This is a genomic window from Serratia sp. 2880STDY5682894 (assembly GCF_001537385.1).
Classification (GTDB): domain Bacteria; phylum Pseudomonadota; class Gammaproteobacteria; order Enterobacterales; family Enterobacteriaceae; genus Serratia; species Serratia nevei.
Genome location: NZ_FCJA01000002.1, coordinates 278,231 through 295,626, shown reverse-complemented (window position 1 = coordinate 295,626; position 17,396 = coordinate 278,231). Strand labels below are relative to the sequence as shown.

15 protein-coding genes are annotated in these 17,396 nt (G+C 59.4%); 11 read left to right on the top strand and 4 right to left on the bottom strand.

What is annotated here, in order from left to right; genetic code table 11:
* Nucleotides 1-57: 57 nt before the first annotated feature.
* From AWX27_RS06205 to yejF, 8 genes are all read left to right on the top strand, one after another.
* Entirely contained in the window at nt 58-1,032 is a 975-nt protein-coding gene (locus tag AWX27_RS06205) for a CobW family GTP-binding protein (protein WP_060420186.1), read from the top strand.
* 78 nt (nt 1,033-1,110) lie between these two features.
* On the top strand, nt 1,111-1,821 hold the full coding sequence (locus AWX27_RS06200; RefSeq protein ID WP_038876299.1) for a phosphatase PAP2 family protein: 711 nt from the start codon (nt 1,111-1,113) through the stop codon (nt 1,819-1,821).
* Between the two features lie 410 nt (nt 1,822-2,231).
* Nucleotides 2,232-2,807, top strand: coding sequence for a bifunctional murein DD-endopeptidase/murein LD-carboxypeptidase (gene mepS, locus AWX27_RS06195; RefSeq protein WP_038876300.1), 576 nt, complete (start codon nt 2,232-2,234; stop codon nt 2,805-2,807).
* 412 nt (nt 2,808-3,219) lie between these two features.
* On the top strand, nt 3,220-4,803 hold the full coding sequence (locus AWX27_RS06190; protein WP_060420184.1) for a cyclic di-GMP phosphodiesterase: 1,584 nt from the start codon (nt 3,220-3,222) through the stop codon (nt 4,801-4,803).
* Between the two features lie 93 nt (nt 4,804-4,896).
* Nucleotides 4,897-6,705, top strand: a complete 1,809-nt coding sequence (locus AWX27_RS06185) for an extracellular solute-binding protein (RefSeq protein WP_060420182.1) — start codon at nt 4,897-4,899, stop codon at nt 6,703-6,705.
* Between the two features lie 9 nt (nt 6,706-6,714).
* Nucleotides 6,715-7,806 carry a microcin C ABC transporter permease YejB gene (locus tag AWX27_RS06180; protein ID WP_060420179.1) on the top strand — a complete coding sequence of 364 codons (1,092 nt, stop codon included), beginning with the start codon at nt 6,715-6,717 and terminating at the stop codon, nt 7,804-7,806.
* Complete coding sequence (locus AWX27_RS06175) at nt 7,803-8,828, top strand: ABC transporter permease (RefSeq protein WP_060420176.1); 1,026 nt, start codon at nt 7,803-7,805, stop codon at nt 8,826-8,828. The genes AWX27_RS06180 and AWX27_RS06175 overlap by 4 nt, the downstream gene beginning before the upstream one ends.
* Before the next feature lies 1 nt (nt 8,829).
* Entirely contained in the window at nt 8,830-10,440 is a 1,611-nt protein-coding gene (gene yejF, locus AWX27_RS06170; RefSeq protein WP_060420174.1) for a microcin C ABC transporter ATP-binding protein YejF, read from the top strand.
* A 9-nt stretch (nt 10,441-10,449) separates the two neighbouring features.
* Here yejF and AWX27_RS06165 read toward each other — a convergent pair whose 3' ends face one another.
* From AWX27_RS06165 to rsuA, 3 genes are all read right to left on the bottom strand, one after another.
* Nucleotides 10,450-10,794, bottom strand: a complete 345-nt coding sequence (locus AWX27_RS06165) for a YejG family protein (protein WP_047730237.1) — start codon at nt 10,792-10,794, stop codon at nt 10,450-10,452.
* Nucleotides 10,795-11,388: 594 nt separating this feature from the next.
* The gene (locus tag AWX27_RS06160) at nt 11,389-12,585 is read right to left on the bottom strand and encodes a Bcr/CflA family multidrug efflux MFS transporter (RefSeq protein ID WP_047730236.1); all 1,197 of its coding nucleotides are present in this window, start codon (nt 12,583-12,585) and stop codon (nt 11,389-11,391) included.
* Between the two features lie 41 nt (nt 12,586-12,626).
* Complete coding sequence (rsuA, locus tag AWX27_RS06155; RefSeq protein WP_060420171.1) at nt 12,627-13,340, bottom strand: 16S rRNA pseudouridine(516) synthase RsuA; 714 nt, start codon at nt 13,338-13,340, stop codon at nt 12,627-12,629.
* A 318-nt stretch (nt 13,341-13,658) separates the two neighbouring features.
* Between rsuA and AWX27_RS06150 the strand changes: the two genes are divergently transcribed.
* Together AWX27_RS06150 and rplY are read left to right on the top strand one after the other, a co-directional pair.
* Nucleotides 13,659-15,416 carry a DNA repair helicase RadD gene (locus AWX27_RS06150; protein WP_060420168.1) on the top strand — a complete coding sequence of 586 codons (1,758 nt, stop codon included), beginning with the start codon at nt 13,659-13,661 and terminating at the stop codon, nt 15,414-15,416.
* Nucleotides 15,417-15,578: 162 nt separating this feature from the next.
* Nucleotides 15,579-15,863: a 50S ribosomal protein L25 gene (gene rplY, locus AWX27_RS24400; RefSeq protein WP_019453645.1), complete on the top strand. Its 285-nt coding sequence runs from the start codon at nt 15,579-15,581 to the stop codon at nt 15,861-15,863.
* Nucleotides 15,864-15,947: 84 nt separating this feature from the next.
* Here the strand turns inward: rplY and yejK are convergent, their stop codons facing one another.
* On the bottom strand, nt 15,948-16,955 hold the full coding sequence (yejK, locus tag AWX27_RS06140; RefSeq protein WP_060420164.1) for a nucleoid-associated protein YejK: 1,008 nt from the start codon (nt 16,953-16,955) through the stop codon (nt 15,948-15,950).
* A gap of 211 nt (nt 16,956-17,166) precedes the next feature.
* On the opposite strand from yejK, the gene AWX27_RS06135 reads away from it, so the two are divergent.
* The gene (locus tag AWX27_RS06135) at nt 17,167-17,394 is read left to right on the top strand and encodes a YejL family protein (RefSeq protein ID WP_004935782.1); all 228 of its coding nucleotides are present in this window, start codon (nt 17,167-17,169) and stop codon (nt 17,392-17,394) included.
* Nucleotides 17,395-17,396 lie beyond the last annotated feature (2 nt).

Below are 17,396 nucleotides of genomic sequence, written 5' to 3'. Positions count from 1 at the left end.
GACAAGGCAGGGTAACTCATTTATTAAGCAAGTTAATTTTTACGCCAGGAATTATTAATGACCAAAACCAATTTGATTACCGGCTTTCTCGGCAGCGGTAAAACCACCACCATCCGCCATTTGCTGGCTCATAAGCCCGAACAGGAACGCTGGGCGGTATTGGTCAATGAATTCGGCGAAATAGGCATCGACGGCGCGCTGCTGGCGGACAGCGGCGCGGTGCTCAAAGAGATCCCCGGCGGCTGCATGTGCTGCGTCAACGGCCTGCCGATGCAGGTGGGCTTGAATATGCTACTGCAGCAGGCCAAACCGGATCGGTTGCTGATTGAGCCGACCGGGCTCGGACACCCGAAGCAAATCCTGTCGCTGCTGACCCAGGAGAGCTATGCCGGCTGGATCGATCTGCAGGCCACGCTGTGCCTGCTGGATGCCCGCCAGCTCAGCCAACCCCGCTACCGCGACAACGAAAACTTCCGCGATCAGCTGGCCGCGGCCGATGTTATTCTGGCCAGCAAAAGCGATACCTATCAGCCGGAAGACAGGCGGGCGCTGGAAGCCTGGAGGGCGCAAGATCCGCTGCAGCGGCCCTGCTACGCCATCGCGCAAGGCCAAGCGGATGTCGCGCTGTTGTCCCTCCCGCGCACGAATCGTGCAGAATTACCGGACGCGCAGCATCATCATGGTCAGGCGAAAACGCAGGGGCTGGCAGCGCTGCGATTGCCGGAGCACGCCCGCTGGCGGCGAGCGCTGAACGAGGGGCAAGGCTTCACCAGCTGCGGCTGGATTTTTGACGCCGACACCCAGTTCGACACCGTCGGCTTTATGGAGTGGGTACGACTCGCGCCGGTCGAACGCGCCAAAGGCGTGGTGCGCATTCCCGAAGGCACATTGCTGATCAATCGTCAGGGGCAGGATCTCAACATCGAAACCCGCCCGCTCGCGCCGCTCGACAGCCGGATTGAACTGATCCACAGCGAAAATACCGACTGGAACGCCCTGCAATCCGCCTTGTTTAAGATTCGTTTAAGTTAAACCCCGTACCGTTGCCCCCTCGGTTGTCGCAGGGCGGCCGGGTTTTGTTTCGTTTTCATTTTTTCAACAGGTTATGTCATGACACGCCGCAATTTACCCTTCATTCTCTTCTTTAACTTACTGGGCGTTGCGCTGTTTCTGTCCTGGTTCCTGCCGGCCAATCACGGCGGCTGGTTTACCCTGGATTCGGCGATTTTTTTCTTCTTTAACCGCCATCTGGCTACCGACCCGGCATTTTTGCATCTGGTCGCCATCACCAATAACCGCGCGTTTGATGTCATTTCGCTGCTCGCCATGGGTCTGCTGTATCTGTACTTCTACCTGAAGCAGGACGCCGCCGGCCGCCGCCGCCTGGTGATCACCGGCGTGGTGATGCTGCTGACCGCCGTGGTGCTGAATCAGCTTGGCCATCTGCTGCCGGTGAAACATCCGAGCCCTACCCTGACCTTCGACAATATCCATCGCGTCAGCGAGCTGACCGGCATCCCGACCAAGGACGCTTCCGGCGACAGCTTCCCCGGCGACCACGGCATGATGCTGATTATTTTTTCCTGCTTTATGCTGCGCTATTTCGGCCGCGGTGCCTTCGCCGTCGCCCTGCTGATTACGCTGGTCTTTTCATTGCCACGCGTGATGATTGGCGCCCACTGGTTTACCGATATCGCCGTCGGTTCGCTGTCCGTGGTGCTGGTTGGCGCCAGCTGGGTGCTGATGACGCCTTGCAGCGACTGGATTGTCGATCGGTTGAATCGCCTGTTGCCCGGCAAGCACCGCCCCGGCCAACCATAACTTGCGTCTATGACTCATGCCGGGAGGCCCACGCCTCCCGTGCTCTCCCCCCGCGCCGCGCGCAAAATTTCACCGCCGCCCGTTAACGCTTTTGCAACCTGATTTCACGCCAGATTCATACATCGGACAATTGGCGTTTTTTATATGAAGATTTACATTATGTTACATCACAAATTCATATAAAAAAGACGGGAAAAAGGCTCGCAATCCCCTATTTGTTCCGGTAATCTCAGATGCGTTTGTGCCTGGTTTAAGTCGAATCAGTATGGAATCCGATAAAAATGTGCGTTCTCGCACGTTTTCAACGGTAACTGGTTGTCGATGCAACAGGTGCGGACTAGGCTCGTTCCGTTTGGCATTTTTCAGGTAGCGACTTTCGTCGTTAAGGACTTCAAGGGAAAACAACAACAATGGTCAAATCTCAACCGTTTCTGAGATATTTTTTGCGGGTAGTCCCTGCAATTGCCGCGGCGGTTATGCTGTCAGCGTGCAGCTCGACTCACACTTCGAACTTGAATAACGCACAAACTGAGATGCGTGCAGTTAATGACAAAGACGGTCTTTTACTGCAAGCCTCTCAGGATGAATTCGAAGCGATGGTCCGCAACGTTGACGTCAAGTCAAAGATTATGGATCAGTACGCGGACTGGAAAGGCGTTCGCTACCGCTTAGGCGGTGACACCAAGCGCGGCATCGATTGCTCGGCGTTTGTGCAGCGTACCTTCCGCGAACAGTTCGGCATGGATTTACCGCGCTCTACCTATGAACAGGAAGATCTCGGCAAGAAAATCCAGCGCACCAAGCTGCGCGCCGGCGATTTGGTGCTGTTCCGCGCCGGCTCTACCGGTCGCCATGTCGGCATCTATTTAGGCAACGATCAATTCGTTCACGCCTCCACCAGCAGTGGTGTCATGATTTCCAAGCTGACCGATAACTATTGGGACAAACGTTATCGAGAAGCGCGCCGGGTGCTGACCAGCGGCTGACGGCGCATCGCCTTGAAGATTCCGAATACCAAACGAGCGATAAGCGCCGCCTACGGGCGGCGTTTTTTTTGGCGGTTGAACAGGTGCCCTCGCGCTTGGTCCCTGGCTTATCGTCACCTCTCCCCGCTTAACGCCGCCGCACGCCATTATTTTGATAAACTGTTGGCAGGAAATCGCGCCGTCGAGGAAAAACTCGCCTATTATCGTCAGATGACGGCAACGGCGCCCCGGCGTTATTTAAAACGTTTCCGCTTAGAATAGGCGCATTATATTTCTGTCGGCGACGCCGCGTATTTAAACGGCGCCGCCGGTTGGTACGGGATAAAAAGGCAAAAATGAAAAAAAAGCCGTTGGTACAATCCATTAACTGGCTGTGCGACACCCCTGACGCCCTGTTGCAGAGGACTCGGTTATGGGCTTGAAAAGGGCTTTCGCCCGCAGCGTCTCTCACCGACAGCGCAGCCTGGCTAAAAGCGGCGTCGCCGCTCTGGTATTTTTTACGCTATTCACCGCGGTCACGCTTTCTTTGATCAACCACCAGCGCACGCAATATCAACATAAAGTCGAAGCGCGTACGCAAAAGTTCACGCTGGGTTATATCTCGCATCTGACGGCCGTGATGCAGCAAATGATGCCGCTGTTGGACAAGCCTTGCCTCTCCAGCCAGTCGGACATTACCTACCAGGCGGCCTTTACCAGCGGCGTGCGCACCTTTCTGTTGGTGAAAGACGGCTACGCCTATTGCTCCTCCGCCACCGGCGACATGATGCTGCCGATGAAAAACCTCTATCAGGACATCGACTGGGATCTGCCTTTGGATCTCAAGCTGCAGCAGGGCACGCCGATCGTGCCAAATAAGCCTGCGGTTGCGGTTTGGCTGCGGCATCCCGGCGAGCAGGCCACCGGCATCCTCGCTACGCTGGACATCGATCTGATGCCCTATCTGCTGTTCACCTCGCACGACGAACAGGCGCCGGGCATCGCCATCGTGATGGGCAATCGCGCGCTGACCACTTTCAGCCCGAACCTGATGCCGGTCGATCAACTGCCGAAAGGCAAGGCGGATAACCTGACGCTGCCCAATCTGCCGTTGACCATCATGTTCTACAACGAGAAGCTGACGCCCAACGACATTCGCCTGACGCTGTTGGGCAGCCTGGTGCTGTCATTGATGATCGGCGTACTCTGCTACTACATGCTGCTGCTGCGGCAAAGCCCGGAGCGCGCGCTGCTGCGCGGCATCAAGCGCAACGAGTTCTTTATCGAATACCAGCCGGTGTTCCACACCGACAGCAACAGCATCGGCGGGCTGGAAGCGCTGATTCGCTGGCAGCATCCGATCGAGGGCCGCATCCCGCCCGATGTCTTTATCCCCTACGCCGAAAGCAACGGGCTGATCGTGCCGCTTACCCGCCAGCTGTTCAGGCTGATCGCCGAAGATGCGCCGCAGCTTGCCAAAGCGCTGCCACGGGGAGGTAAAGTCGGCCTCAACATCTCCCCCGCCCACCTTAGCGCACCGTCCTTCCACCAGGACGTGTATGAACTGTTGGCGCAGCTGCCGGGTGATTACTTTACGCTGGTGTTTGAAATCACCGAGCGCGGCATGGTGGAAGAAGAGAGCGCGCTGGCGGAGTTTGACTGGCTGCACAAACAGGGCATCGAGATCGCGGTAGACGATTTTGGCACCGGGCACAGCGCGTTGATCTATCTTGAGCGCTTCACCATGGATTACCTGAAGATCGACCGTGGCTTCGTCAACACCATTGGCCAGGACACGGTCACCGCGCCGGTGCTGGATGCGGTGATCTCGCTGGCGAAAAAGCTGAAAATGCTGACGGTGGCCGAAGGCGTCGAAACCGCCGAGCAGATGCAGTTCCTGCAAGAACACGGCGTCAACTTCATGCAGGGATACTACTTCAGCAAGCCGCTGAGCATCGACAACTTCGTCGCCTACTGCAATGCTCATCAGGTCTTTGATTATCAGGCAAAAAAATAGTTAATCTTTAAGCATCTTTACCCTGCGCCCACCCGAAGAATGTTATGCTGGGCGCAGGTTGTACTTTATTCCACAGCAGGAGCTTACCGTCCGATGTCCGTGCGCATTTTCGCTGCTCTGGTGCTCTCGGCACTGAGCTTCGGTCTGCAGGCCGAAGCCCTCAACGAAAGCTACGCTTTCGCCCTTCTCGGTGAACCGAAATACGCCACCGACTTCAGCCATTTCGACTACGTCAACCCGGCGGCGCCCAAGGGCGGCGACGTACGGCTGGCGGCCATCGGCACCTACGACAACTTCAACCGCTTCGCCACCCGTGGCGTACCCGGTGAACGCACGATGGAGCTGTACGATACGCTGTTCACCAACTCCGACGACGAACCCGGCAGCTATTATCCGCTGATTGCCGAATCGGCCCGTTTCCCGGCCGACATGCGCTGGATGGAGTTGGATATCAACGCGCGCGCCCGCTTCCAAGACGGCAGCCCGATCACCGCCGCCGACGTGGCCTTCACCTTCAATAAATTCATGACCGAAGGCGTGCCGCAGTTTCGCTCCTATTACAAAGGCGTCACGGTCAAGGCCATTTCCCGGCTGACGGTGCGCATCGAGCTGCCTAAAGCCAACCGTGAGCAAATCCTCAGCCTGCTCAGCCTGCGCGTATTGCCGGAAAGCTTCTGGAAAAACCATAAGCTCAACGAACCGCTCAGCACCCCGCCGCTCGCCAGCGGCCCGTATAAAATCGGCGATTACCGCCTCGGCCAGTACATCACCTACCAGCGAGTGCGCGACTACTGGGCCGCCAACCTGCCGGTGAATCGCGGCCGCTATAACTTCGACAGCATTCGCTACGATTATTACCTGGACGATAAAGTGGCGCTGGAAGCCTTCAAGGCCGGGGCTTACGATTTCCGCATCGAGCCGTCGCCCAAAAGCTGGGCCACCCAGTACCAGGGCGGCAACTTCGCGCGCAACTACATCATCAAGCAGGACGAGACCAACCAGGCGGCGCAGAATACCCGCTGGCTGGCGTTCAACCTGCAAAAACCGCTGTTTGCCGATCGCCGGGTACGGGAAGCGATTGGCCTGGCTTTCGACTTCAACTGGATGAACAAGGCGCTGTATTACAACGCTTATCAGCGCGCCGACAGCTATTTCCAAAACACCGCCTACGCCGCCCGTAGCTACCCGGACGCCGCCGAACTGGCCTTGCTGGCACCGCTCAAAGGCCAGATACCGCCGGAGGTGTTTACCAGCATCTACCAGCCGCCCTCCTCCGACGGCAGCGGCAACGATCGGCAAAATCTGCTGAAAGCGACTCAACTACTGAAAGAAGCCGGTTGGGTGGTCAAAAATCAAAAGCTGGTCAACGCCAAAACCGGTCAGCCGTTCACCTTCGAATTGATGCTGCTGAGCGGCAGCAACTTCCAGTACGTATTACCCTTCCGCCACAACCTGCAGCGGCTGGGCATCGAGATGCAAATTCGCGAGGTTGATGCCTCGCAGTACACCCGTCGCATGCGCGAGCGCGATTTCGACATGATGTCGACGGTGTACATGGCGATGCCGTTCCCCAGCGCCGATCTGCAAATCCTGTGGGATTCGCAGTACATCGATTCCAGCTACAACACGGCCGGCGTCAAAGATCCGGCGGTCGACAGCCTGGTCAGGCAAATCGCCGCCCATCAGGGCGACGAAAAAGCCCTGCTGCCGCTCGGCCGCGCGCTGGACCGGGTGCTGACCTGGAACAACTACATGCTGCCGATGTGGTACTCCAACCACGATCGCTACGCCTATTGGGACAAGTTCTCCACGCCGCCGATCCGCCCGGCCTATGCGATCGGCTTCGACAACTGGTGGTACGACGTCAACAAGGCGGCGCGTTTACCGGCTCAACGGCAATAAGGAGTCGGAATGGCGGCCTATCTGATACGCAGACTGTTATTGGTGATCCCCACGCTGTGGGCGATCATCACCATCAACTTTTTTATCGTGCAAATTGCGCCCGGCGGTCCGGTCGATCAGGCCATCGCCGCCATTGAGCTGGGGCACGGCAGCGGTTTTGGCAGCGGCGGCGCAGGTGAAGGCCTGGGCCATGCCCGGGCGGGCATCGCGGCTGGCGACGGCCAATACCGCGGTTCGCGCGGCCTGGATCCGGAGGTGATCGCCGAGATCACCCAACGTTACGGCTTCGACAAACCGCTGCACGAACGCTACTTCACCATGCTGTGGAACTATATGCGCTTCGACTTCGGCGACAGCCTGTTTCGCGGCGCTTCGGTGATGCAGCTGATCGGCCAGAGCCTGCCGGTCTCCATCACGCTGGGCCTTTGGAGCACGCTGATCATTTACCTGGTGTCGATCCCGCTCGGCATCCGCAAGGCCGTCCACAACGGCAGCGCGTTCGATACCTGGAGCAGCACGCTGATCATCATCGGCTACGCCATTCCGGCTTTCCTGTTCGCCATCCTGATGATCGTGCTGTTCGCCGGCGGCAGCTACCTGGACTGGTTCCCGCTGCGCGGCCTGGTGTCCAGCAACTTCGACACCCTCTCGTGGCCGGCAAAGATCGCCGACTACCTGTGGCACATCACCCTGCCGGTGCTGGCGACGGTGATCGGCGGCTTCGCCACCCTGACCATGCTGACCAAGAACTCGTTCCTCGACGAGATCCGCAAGCAGTACGTCACCACCGCCCGCGCCAAAGGGCTGGATGAGAAAAAAATCCTCTACCGCCACGTGTTCCGCAACGCCATGCTGCTGGTGATCGCCGGTTTTCCGGCCACCTTTATCAGCATGTTCTTCACCGGCTCGCTGCTGATTGAGGTGATGTTCTCGCTCAACGGCCTGGGGCTGCTGGGCTACGACGCCACGCTGCAGCGCGACTACCCGGTGATGTTCGGCACGCTGTATATCTTCACCCTGATCGGCCTGCTGTTGAATATCCTCAGCGATATCACCTACACCCTGGTCGATCCGCGCATTGACTTCGAGGCCCGCCAATGAGCCGCCTTAGCCCGATCAACCAGGCGCGCTGGGCGCGTTTTCGCCGCAACCGCCGCGGCTACTGGTCGCTGTGGATCTTCTTGGTGCTATTCACCCTGAGCCTGGCCGCCGATCTGATCGCCAATGACAAACCGCTGTTGGTGCGTTATGAAGGCCGGTTGTACCTACCGTTTATGATTAACTACAGCGAAACCGCCTTCGGCGGCGAGCTGAACACCGAAGCCGACTATCAGGATCCGTTCGTACAGCGGCAGATCGAACGGCACGGCTGGGCGGTTTGGGCGCCGATCCGCTTCAGCTACGACACCATCAACTTCGCCACCGAGGTGCCCTTCCCCTCGCCGCCTTCGCGCCACAACCTGCTGGGCACCGACAGCAACGGCGGCGACGTGCTCGCTCGTGTTCTGTACGGTTTTCGCATCTCGATGCTGTTCGGCCTGGCGTTGACGCTGTTTTCCAGCCTGATCGGCGTGTGCGTCGGCGCGACCCAGGGGTATTACGGCGGGCGTTTCGATCTGTGGGGGCAGCGCTTTATCGAAGTGTGGTCGGGCATGCCGACGCTGTTTCTGATCATTCTGCTGTCGAGCATCGTCCAGCCCAATTTCTGGTGGCTGCTCGGCATCACCATCCTGTTCGGCTGGATGAGCCTGGTGGGGGTAGTGCGCGCCGAATTCCTGCGCACGCGCAATTTTGACTACATCCGCGCCGCGCGCGCCATGGGCGTACCGGATCGGGTGATCATGTCCCGCCATATGCTGCCCAACGCCATGGTGGCGACGCTGACCTTCCTGCCGTTTATCCTGTGCGGCTCGATCACCACCCTGACGTCGCTCGATTTCCTCGGTTTCGGTCTGCCGATAGGCTCGCCGTCGCTCGGCGAATTGCTGCTGCAGGGCAAAAACAATCTGCAGGCGCCGTGGCTCGGCATCACCGCCTTCCTGGTCTTGGCGGTGCTGCTGTCGTTATTAATCTTTATCGGCGAAGCGGTACGCGACGCCTTTGACCCCAGCAAGGCGCATTGATATGGCCACTCCTTTGCTCGCTATTCAGGATCTCAGCATCGCCTTTCGCCAGGGCGACACCGTCACGCCGGTGGTCAACGCACTCTCGCTGCAAATCGCGCCGGCGGAAACGCTGGCGCTGGTGGGGGAATCCGGCTCCGGCAAAAGCGTCACCGCCCTGTCGATACTGCGCCTGCTGCCCGCGCCGCCGGTGGTTTACCCTGCCGGTGATATCCTGTTCAACGGCGACTCGTTGCTGCATGCGCCGGAAGCGGCGCTGCGCAAGGTGCGAGGCAATCAGATCGCGATGATCTTTCAGGAACCGATGGTGTCGCTTAACCCGCTGCACACCATCGAAAAACAGCTCGCGGAAGTGCTGATGCTGCACCGCGGCCTGCGGCGCGAAGCCGCGCGCGCAGAGATCGTCGAATGCCTGGAGCGCGTCGGTATCCGTCAGGCCAAAAGCCGGCTGCAGGATTACCCGCATCAGCTGTCCGGCGGTGAACGCCAGCGGGTGATGATCGCCATGGCGGTGCTGACTCGCCCGAAACTGCTGATCGCCGACGAGCCCACCACCGCGCTCGACGTCACTATCCAGGCGCAGATCCTGACGCTGCTGCAAGAGCTGAAGCAGGAGATGGGCATGGGGCTCTTGTTCATCACCCATAACCTGAATATCGTGCGCCGCCTGGCGGACAACGTAGCGGTGATGCGCCAGGGCCGCAGCGTGGAGCAAAACGGCCGTGCGCAGCTGTTCAGCCGGCCGCAGCATCCTTACACGCAGCAGCTGCTGGCCGCCGAGGACGTCGGTGAACCGCTGCCGCTGCCTGCCGCGGCCAACGGGCGCCCCGACGACGAGCGGCCGCTGCTCAAGGTGGAAAATCTACAGGTACGCTTCCCCATTCGCCGCGGCCTGCTGCGCCGCACGGTGGATTATCACTATGCATTGAAATCATTGAGTTTCGAGCTGCGCGCCGGGGAAAGCGTGGGGCTGGTGGGGGAATCCGGCTCGGGTAAAAGCACCACCGGGCTGGCGCTGCTGCGCCTGTTGGCCTCGCAGGGCGCCATCTGGTTCGACGGCGAACCGCTGCACCCGCTCACGATGAAGCAGATGCTGCCCTACCGCAGCCGGATGCAAATCGTCTTCCAGGATCCCTACTCCGCCCTGAACCCGCGCCTGAACGTGCAGCAAATCATCGCCGAAGGGCTGGAAGTGCACCAGCGGCTTAGCACAGAGCAGCGGGAACAGCGCGTGATCGAGGTGTTGCAGGAAGTCGGCCTGGATCCGCAGCTGCGCCATCGCTATCCTACCGAGTTTTCCGGCGGGCAACGCCAGCGTATCGCCATCGCGCGCGCGCTGATCCTGCAGCCGCAGCTGCTGATCCTCGACGAGCCGACCTCTTCGCTGGATAAATCGGTGCAGGCGCAGATCCTGACGCTGCTGAAATCGCTGCAGCAACGCCACCGGCTGGCTTATCTGTTCATCAGCCATGACCTGCAGGTGGTGCGTTCGCTATGCCACCAGGTCATCGTGTTGCGACAGGGAGAAGTGGTTGAACAGGGAGACTGCCGGGCGATTTTCGCGGCGCCCGCCGCCGACTATACCCGTCAACTGCTGCAGTTGGCGGATTAGCGGCGAATTCTAGAAAGGGTATTGCGCGCTGAGCGGTTCGGCGATCGCGGCGCCGACGTTTTTCAGGCGGCACATGGTGGCGCTCTCGTCGCTGCGCTGCACGAACAGGCAAGGCTCCCCTTCCCATTCGACGATCGCGCAGTCGACCTGAATCTCCTGCAGCGACAGATTAAGCTGTTGCATTACCTGCCAGGCCTCGGCCCCTTCATGGCTGAGTAACTTCAGCCCTATCAGGTTGTTATCTTCGTCTATTCCGTTAAACGGAATCGGTTCTACCTTCACGCCGGTGAAACCGGATAGCCAACGATAACTTTGCGGCAAGCGATGCACTACCGAAAGTTGGATATTCTCCACATGAAATCCCTAGATTGAAAAGGTGAAACACTTTTACCTGACAGGGTTACTAAGTTATAGCCGCTGACTCCCGACTCTGCCGCGCACAAATGTTATTTAAATGTAAATTTTGCCGCTAGCCATTAACCAGACCCCGTGCTTGCCGATGCCGTGCCATTTTTTGGCGCGCCGTGCGGTGTTATTTCACGGCATTTTGCGACTCAGCTCGCATTTTTGCGTTATATGTAACCCTTTCCCGCAGCGATCTCAACTCTTTTTTCTTGCAATGCGACTACTTTTCCGTCGCCATATTTTTACAATGAAGAAACATTTTCCCCACCACGTTAGCGCAGCCTTCCCTGCTAATACCTTGATTTACATCAAACCTAATACAAACCCCCCGCCGCGCTCAGCCGGCAGAACGCCGCGCCTCCCGGGGAATATGGGGTGGTGCGGCGGCGGAATTTTTTAACAAAAAACACACAGAGGGGAAAATGGCCAATTGATTAGCTTGCGTATATTTAGCAACAAAATTTCAATTGCCAGTTGCACCCTGAAATGGCAGGGCGCAACCCTATGACGATGCGGGGCGACACGCCCCGCATTGGGAGAACGTCAGGCCGCGCGATCGCGTGGCCGGCTGGCGTAAAGATAAAACAGCACCGCCACGATGCTGCACAGCGCCATTGAGGTAACCATGGGCCACGCGCTTTTACCCGGCGCCATCGACAGGACCGCCCCCACCAGCGCGCCGATGCTGAAGCGCAACGTGCCGGCCAGCGAAGACGCAGTGCCCGCCATATGCGGGAAGTCATCCAGGATCACCGCCATGGCGTTGGAGGAGATCATCGCGATGCACCCCAGATAGACCGCAACGCCGATCACCAGCGCCCAGAAGCCCAGGCCGACGGCGCTCACCGCCACCAGCCACAGCCCCATCGCCAACTGTACCAACAGCCCCAGCTTGAACATCTTGACCGCGCCGAACCGCCGCACGTTGCGGCTGTTGATCAGCGTCGTCAGGAACAGGAAGACGATGTTCAGCGCAAAATAGTAGCCGAAATGCTGCGGCGAAACGTGGTTCAGTTCGATGTAGACGAACGGCCCGGCGCTGAGGAACGAGAACATGCCCGCAAACGAGAAGGCGCTGGCGAGCATGTAGCTGAGCACCCGCTTATGGCGGAACAGCGAACCGAAGTTGCCCAGCGTGGTGCGCAGGTGGAACCGTTGTCGGCGCTCTTTCGGCAGCGTCTCCTTGATGAACAGGGCCACCAGCAGTGAACCGATCAACGCCGCGGCGCCCATGGTCCAAAAGATGGCGTGCCAGCTGAACCACAGCAACAGCGCACCGCCGATCATCGGCGCCAGCAGCGGCGCGATGGTCATCACCAGAATGACGAACGACATCATGCGCGAGAACTCATCCTTGGTGAACATATCGCGCATCAGGGCATTGATCACCACGCTGGCGGCCGCCGCCGCCAGGCCGTGCAGGAAACGCAGCCCGATCAGCTGATCGATCGATTGCGCCATGGCGCAGGCGCAGCCGGCGATGGCGAAGATCAGCGTTCCCCACAGGATCACCGGCTTGCGGCCGAGGCTGTCCGACATCGGCCCATAGAACAGCTGCCCGAAGGCAAAGCCGAGCATATAGGCGCTGAGGGTCATCTGCACGCTGCCGGACTCGACGCCAAACTGGGCGGCGATCACCGGCATACTGGGCAGGTACATGTCGATGGCCAACGGCATCAACATGGACAACAGGCCCAAAATGAAAATCAAACCGAGATGAGAGGTTCGGTTCTGTTGCACGTTCCACGACTCCTTAATCGGCCGCAATCGATGATCGGTTTTCAGTCCTGCAGGTGCGGCGCGCCCACGCTGGCGATCTCTTCTTCGGTCAGTGGGCGGTATTCGCCCGGCGCCAGATCGTCATCCAGCACGATGGCGCCGATGCGCTCACGGTGCAACTCGATCACCCGGTTGCCGACGGCAGCGAACATCCGCTTCACCTGGTGGTAGCGCCCTTCGCTGAGGGTCAGGCGCACTACGCGCTCGTCGACCTGCTCCAGCGTCGCCGGGCGCGTCAGGTCTTTCTCGTTGTGCAGTTGCACCCCTTCGGCGAAACGCTGCGCGGTGTCTTCCGCCAACGGGTGCTCCAGCGTCACCAGATAGGTTTTCTCGCAGTGGTGGCGCGGCGACGTGACGCGGTGCGACCACTGCCCGTCGTCGGTCATCAACACCAGCCCGGTGGTGTCGATATCCAGCCGTCCGGCGGCGTGCAGCTTGTACGCGACCGGTTCATCGAGAAAATACAGCACCGTCGGATGATCGGGATCGTCGGTGGAGCAGACGTAGCCCTGCGGTTTATTGAGCATGAAATAGCGCGGGCCGTTCTGCTGCTGCAGCGGATTACCGTCGAACGCCACTTCTTGCTCCGGGGTCAGTTTGATCGCCCCGCTCTTCACTACCTCACCGTCCACGGTGACGCGTTTAGCCCGAAGTTCGCGCGCCACCAGCGCACGGCTGATGCCTAACTGCTGAGATAAAAACTTGTCCAATCGCATGGGATCTGCTTTGCCTGTCGTTGTTATGATCGCATTGATCGTATTGCCAAAATATGACGCCCGCCGTTGCACCGGGTGCAAATGGCAGGTTCAGGGGGGGAATCGCGTGGGGGAACAGCGATTGCTGTCACACGAGTATAGCGGCACAGCGCGTTGCCCGACAGAGGTAATTTTCACGCTCCTCGCAGCGCGCGCGCGTAGAAGGCATAATAATAGAAATTTTTCGGCTGTCCGGGGAGTAGAATGTCACGGTTTCTGTGGGAGCAGCGGTGACAAAGCCGCTTCCCGACGGCCCATCCCAACCCACGGCGTTCATTTATGGCCTTTACCCTACGCCCCTACCAACTGGAAGCGGTCGAAGCCACCATCAATCATTTCCGGCGGCATCCCGAACCGGCGCTGATCGTGCTGCCGACCGGCGCCGGCAAAAGCCTGGTGATCGCCGAGCTGGCGAAGCGCGCCCGCGGGCGGGTGCTGGTGTTGGCGCACGTCAAGGAACTGGTGGCGCAAAACCACGCCAAATACTGCGCCTACGGCCTGGAAGCGGACATCTTCGCCGCCGGCCTGCAGCAGAAAGAGAGCGCCGGCAAGGTGGTGTTCGGCAGCGTGCAGTCGGTGGCGCGCAACCTGCCGCTGTTCGACGGCGCCTTTTCGCTGCTGATCGTCGATGAATGCCACCGCATCAGCGATGACGACGACAGCCAGTACCAGCAAATCATCCAGCATTTGCAGAAAACCAACCCGCAGCTGCGGCTGCTGGGGTTGACCGCCACGCCCTATCGTCTGGGCAAGGGCTGGATTTACCAGTATCACTACCACGGCTTCACCCGCGGCGACGGCGCCAGCCTGTTTCGCGACTGCATCTACGAGCTGCCGCTGCGCTATATGATTAAGAACGGCTTCCTGGTACCGCCTGAGCGGCTGGACATGCCGATCGTGCAGTACGATTTCAGCCGGCTGGAAGCCAGAAGCAACGGCCTGTTCAGCGAAGCGGATCTGAACCGCGAGCTGAAGCGGCAAAACCGCGTCACGCCGCACATCATCAGCCAGATCGTGGAGTACGCCGAAGATCGCAAAGGGGTGATGATCTTCGCCGCCACCGTCGAGCACGCCCGCGAGATCCACGGCCTGCTGCCGACCGGCGAGGCCGCGCTGGTCAGCGCCGAAACACCGCCCGCCGAGCGCGATGCGCTGATCGAGGCGTTCAAACAGCAGCGGCTGCGCTATCTGGTCAACGTCGCGGTATTGACCACCGGCTTCGACGCGCCGCACGTCGATCTGATCGCGATCCTGCGCCCGACCGAGTCCGTCAGCCTGTATCAGCAGATCGTCGGCCGCGGGCTGCGGCTGGCGCCCGGCAAGGAGGATTGCCTGATCCTCGACTACGCCGGCAACCCGCACGACCTGTTCACGCCGGAGGTCGGCGTCAGCAAGCCGCACGGTGACAGCCAACCGGTGCAGGTGTTCTGCCCGGCCTGCGGCTTCGCCAACCTGTTCTGGGGCAAGTGCACCGAAAACGGCGACATCATCGAGCACTACGGCCGCCGCTGTCAGGGCTGGCTGGAGGACGACGACGGCCACCGCGAGCAGTGCGATTACCGCTTCCGATTCAAGAGCTGCCCGCACTGCGGCGCGGAGAACGACATCGCCGCGCGCCGCTGCCATCAGTGCCAGGAAGTGCTGGTCGATCCCGACGACATGCTGAAAGCGGCGCTGAAGCTGAAAGATGCGCTGGTGCTGCGCTGCGGCGGCATGGAACTGCAAAGCGGCCGCGACGACAAGGGCGAATGGCTGAAGGCCACCTATTACGACGAGGACGGCACCAGCACCAGCGAGCGCTTCCGCCTGCAGACGCCGGCGCAGCGCAAAGCGTTCGAGATGCTGTTCCTGCGCCCGCATCAGCGCGCGCCGGGCGTGCCGTTCGCCTGGCACACCGCCGCCGACGTGCTGGCGCAACAGCAGGCGCTGCGCCATCCGGATTTCGTGGTGGCGCGCAAACGCGGGCAGTTTTGGCAGGTGCGCGAGAAAGTGTTCGATTATCAAGGCCGTTTCCGCCGCGCCAATCAATTGGCCTGAGCGAACTGTCCCCAACCTGGGCAGGTTTTCGTTGCCCTGCGGGCGGCTTTCCGTTAAAATGCCGCGCGCTTTACCTGGGCCTGCCCAGCGTTAAAGCGGGTTTCCGAACTTGCTACTTGGGTCGCCTGTAGCAGGGTAAATTTTCTTTTAAGAGAAAAAACAATGTTCACTATCAATGTAGAAGTACGTAAAGACCAGGGTAAAGGTGCGAGCCGCCGCCTGCGTGCAGCAAACAAATTCCCAGCTATCGTTTACGGTGGCAAAGAAGCTGCAGTTTCCATCGAATTGGACCATGATTCTGTTAAGAACATGGAAGCTAAACCAGAATTCTACAGCGAAGCAGTAACTCTGGTTATCGACGGTAAAGAAACCAAAGTTAAGGTTCAGGCTGTACAGCGTCACCCGTTCAAGCCAAAACTGGCTCACATCGACTTCGTTCGCGTTTAATCGCTACGTTTTCGAACCTTTCGGGACGCCGAAATAAAGAACGCCGCAATTGCGGCGTTTTTTATTGTCTGCGATTCGGCAAGCTTACTTGCCGCTGCCGGTCCGGCGCTGCAGCTGATCGCGCAGGTTCGGCGGCGTGCCTTTGATGGTCAGCGTGTCGGTGGCCGCATCCCAGAAAATGCGCTCGCCCAGCAGCATGGCGTCGAAGTTCAGGCTGATGCCGCCGCCGCTGCCGGCAAATTTGGTCAGCTGGCGCAGCGTGCCGCGATCCGCCGGGAAGCTCTCTTCCAGCTCATACCCTTGCTCGCTGGAGAACTGCATGAAGTCTTTCTCGCCGACCGGCGACAGCTCCTGCGACAGCGCCTGCAGTTCAATCTCTTCGCCCGCCTGCAGCTGTTCGTTGCAGTAGCTGTACACCTGCTGGCGCACCGACTGGCGCTCGTTCTTGTCCAGCTGCGCATCGGCGCAATAGTCGTCTACCGCCTGCAGCAGCCCGCGGTTTTGCGCCTTGGTGTCCAACCCTTCGGACGCCGCCAGGAAGTCCATGAAGAAGTCGGCGACCTTGCGGCCCACGCGCCCGCGCAGGAAGGTCAGGTAGCGGGTCGATTCCGGGTTGGTTTCCCACTCGGTCAGATCGATGCGCGCAACGATATCGGCGTTGTTGATGTCCAGATAGTGCGTGGTGTTGATATCCAGCTCTTCGTTGACGCGCATGCTGTTACGGCTGTTCAACACCGCGATCAGCAGGTACTCCACCGCCAGATAGCGGTATTGGCCGAACAGTACCACGCCGCCTTCGGCGAACGGATACTTCGCCAGTTCGTCGCGCAGGCGGCCGGTCGCCGCGCGGCTGAAGGCCAGAAAGTCTTTATCGTCCTTGCGGCAGGTGCGCAGCGCTTCCGCCAGTTCGCTGCCTTCGTTGAACAGGCCTAAGGCCTTGCTCTTGGCGCTGTAGACGCGATGCAATTCCGCCATCATTTCTTCTACCGCCGCGTTGGCGGGAAGCAAGGAATCGCGCAGCACCACGTCCAGCGTTTGCTCGTCGCGTTTCACCAACTGATGCAGAGCGATCTGGTCGATATCCAGACTCATGGTAAATCCTCCTGTTCTTTAGGCGCGTATTCAAACACTGAAGGCCCCGCCCTGCAATACTAAAAAACTGCGGCAAACCGGAAAGGCGCAGCGAGGGGCCGCCCCGGCGCGGGCGAACGATTTCCCGAATGACAGGAAGTGATAAAAGAGCGGAAAATCACTGTCCTATACGGTAAGATAGAGCACTTTGCAGATTACTAAGCGCAATTTTATGCCACAATCATCCCGTTACAGTGACGAACACGTTGAACAACTGCTCTCAGAGCTGGTCAATGTTCTGGAAAAACACCATACCCCCACCGATCTTTCCCTGATGGTGCTGGGCAACATGGTCACTAATTTGATCAACACCAGCGTTGCCCCCGCGCAGCGGAAAACCCTGGCGAGATCGTTCGCGGAAGCCCTGCAGGCTTCTGTCCGTGAAGATAAAGCGCATTAATA

Coding starts and splice junctions, on each gene's coding strand:
- AWX27_RS06205 (WP_060420186.1), top strand. CDS start 58: ATGACCAAAACCAATTTGATTACCGGCTTTCTCGGCAGCGGTAAAACC.
- AWX27_RS06200 (WP_038876299.1), top strand. CDS start 1,111: ATGACACGCCGCAATTTACCCTTCATTCTCTTCTTTAACTTACTGGGC.
- mepS (WP_038876300.1), top strand. CDS start 2,232: ATGGTCAAATCTCAACCGTTTCTGAGATATTTTTTGCGGGTAGTCCCT.
- AWX27_RS06190 (WP_060420184.1), top strand. CDS start 3,220: ATGGGCTTGAAAAGGGCTTTCGCCCGCAGCGTCTCTCACCGACAGCGC.
- AWX27_RS06185 (WP_060420182.1), top strand. CDS start 4,897: ATGTCCGTGCGCATTTTCGCTGCTCTGGTGCTCTCGGCACTGAGCTTC.
- AWX27_RS06180 (WP_060420179.1), top strand. CDS start 6,715: ATGGCGGCCTATCTGATACGCAGACTGTTATTGGTGATCCCCACGCTG.
- AWX27_RS06175 (WP_060420176.1), top strand. CDS start 7,803: ATGAGCCGCCTTAGCCCGATCAACCAGGCGCGCTGGGCGCGTTTTCGC.
- yejF (WP_060420174.1), top strand. CDS start 8,830: ATGGCCACTCCTTTGCTCGCTATTCAGGATCTCAGCATCGCCTTTCGC.
- rsuA (WP_060420171.1), bottom strand. CDS start 13,340: ATGCGATTGGACAAGTTTTTATCTCAGCAGTTAGGCATCAGCCGTGCG.
- AWX27_RS06150 (WP_060420168.1), top strand. CDS start 13,659: ATGGCCTTTACCCTACGCCCCTACCAACTGGAAGCGGTCGAAGCCACC.
- rplY (WP_019453645.1), top strand. CDS start 15,579: ATGTTCACTATCAATGTAGAAGTACGTAAAGACCAGGGTAAAGGTGCG.
- yejK (WP_060420164.1), bottom strand. CDS start 16,955: ATGAGTCTGGATATCGACCAGATCGCTCTGCATCAGTTGGTGAAACGC.
- AWX27_RS06135 (WP_004935782.1), top strand. CDS start 17,167: ATGCCACAATCATCCCGTTACAGTGACGAACACGTTGAACAACTGCTC.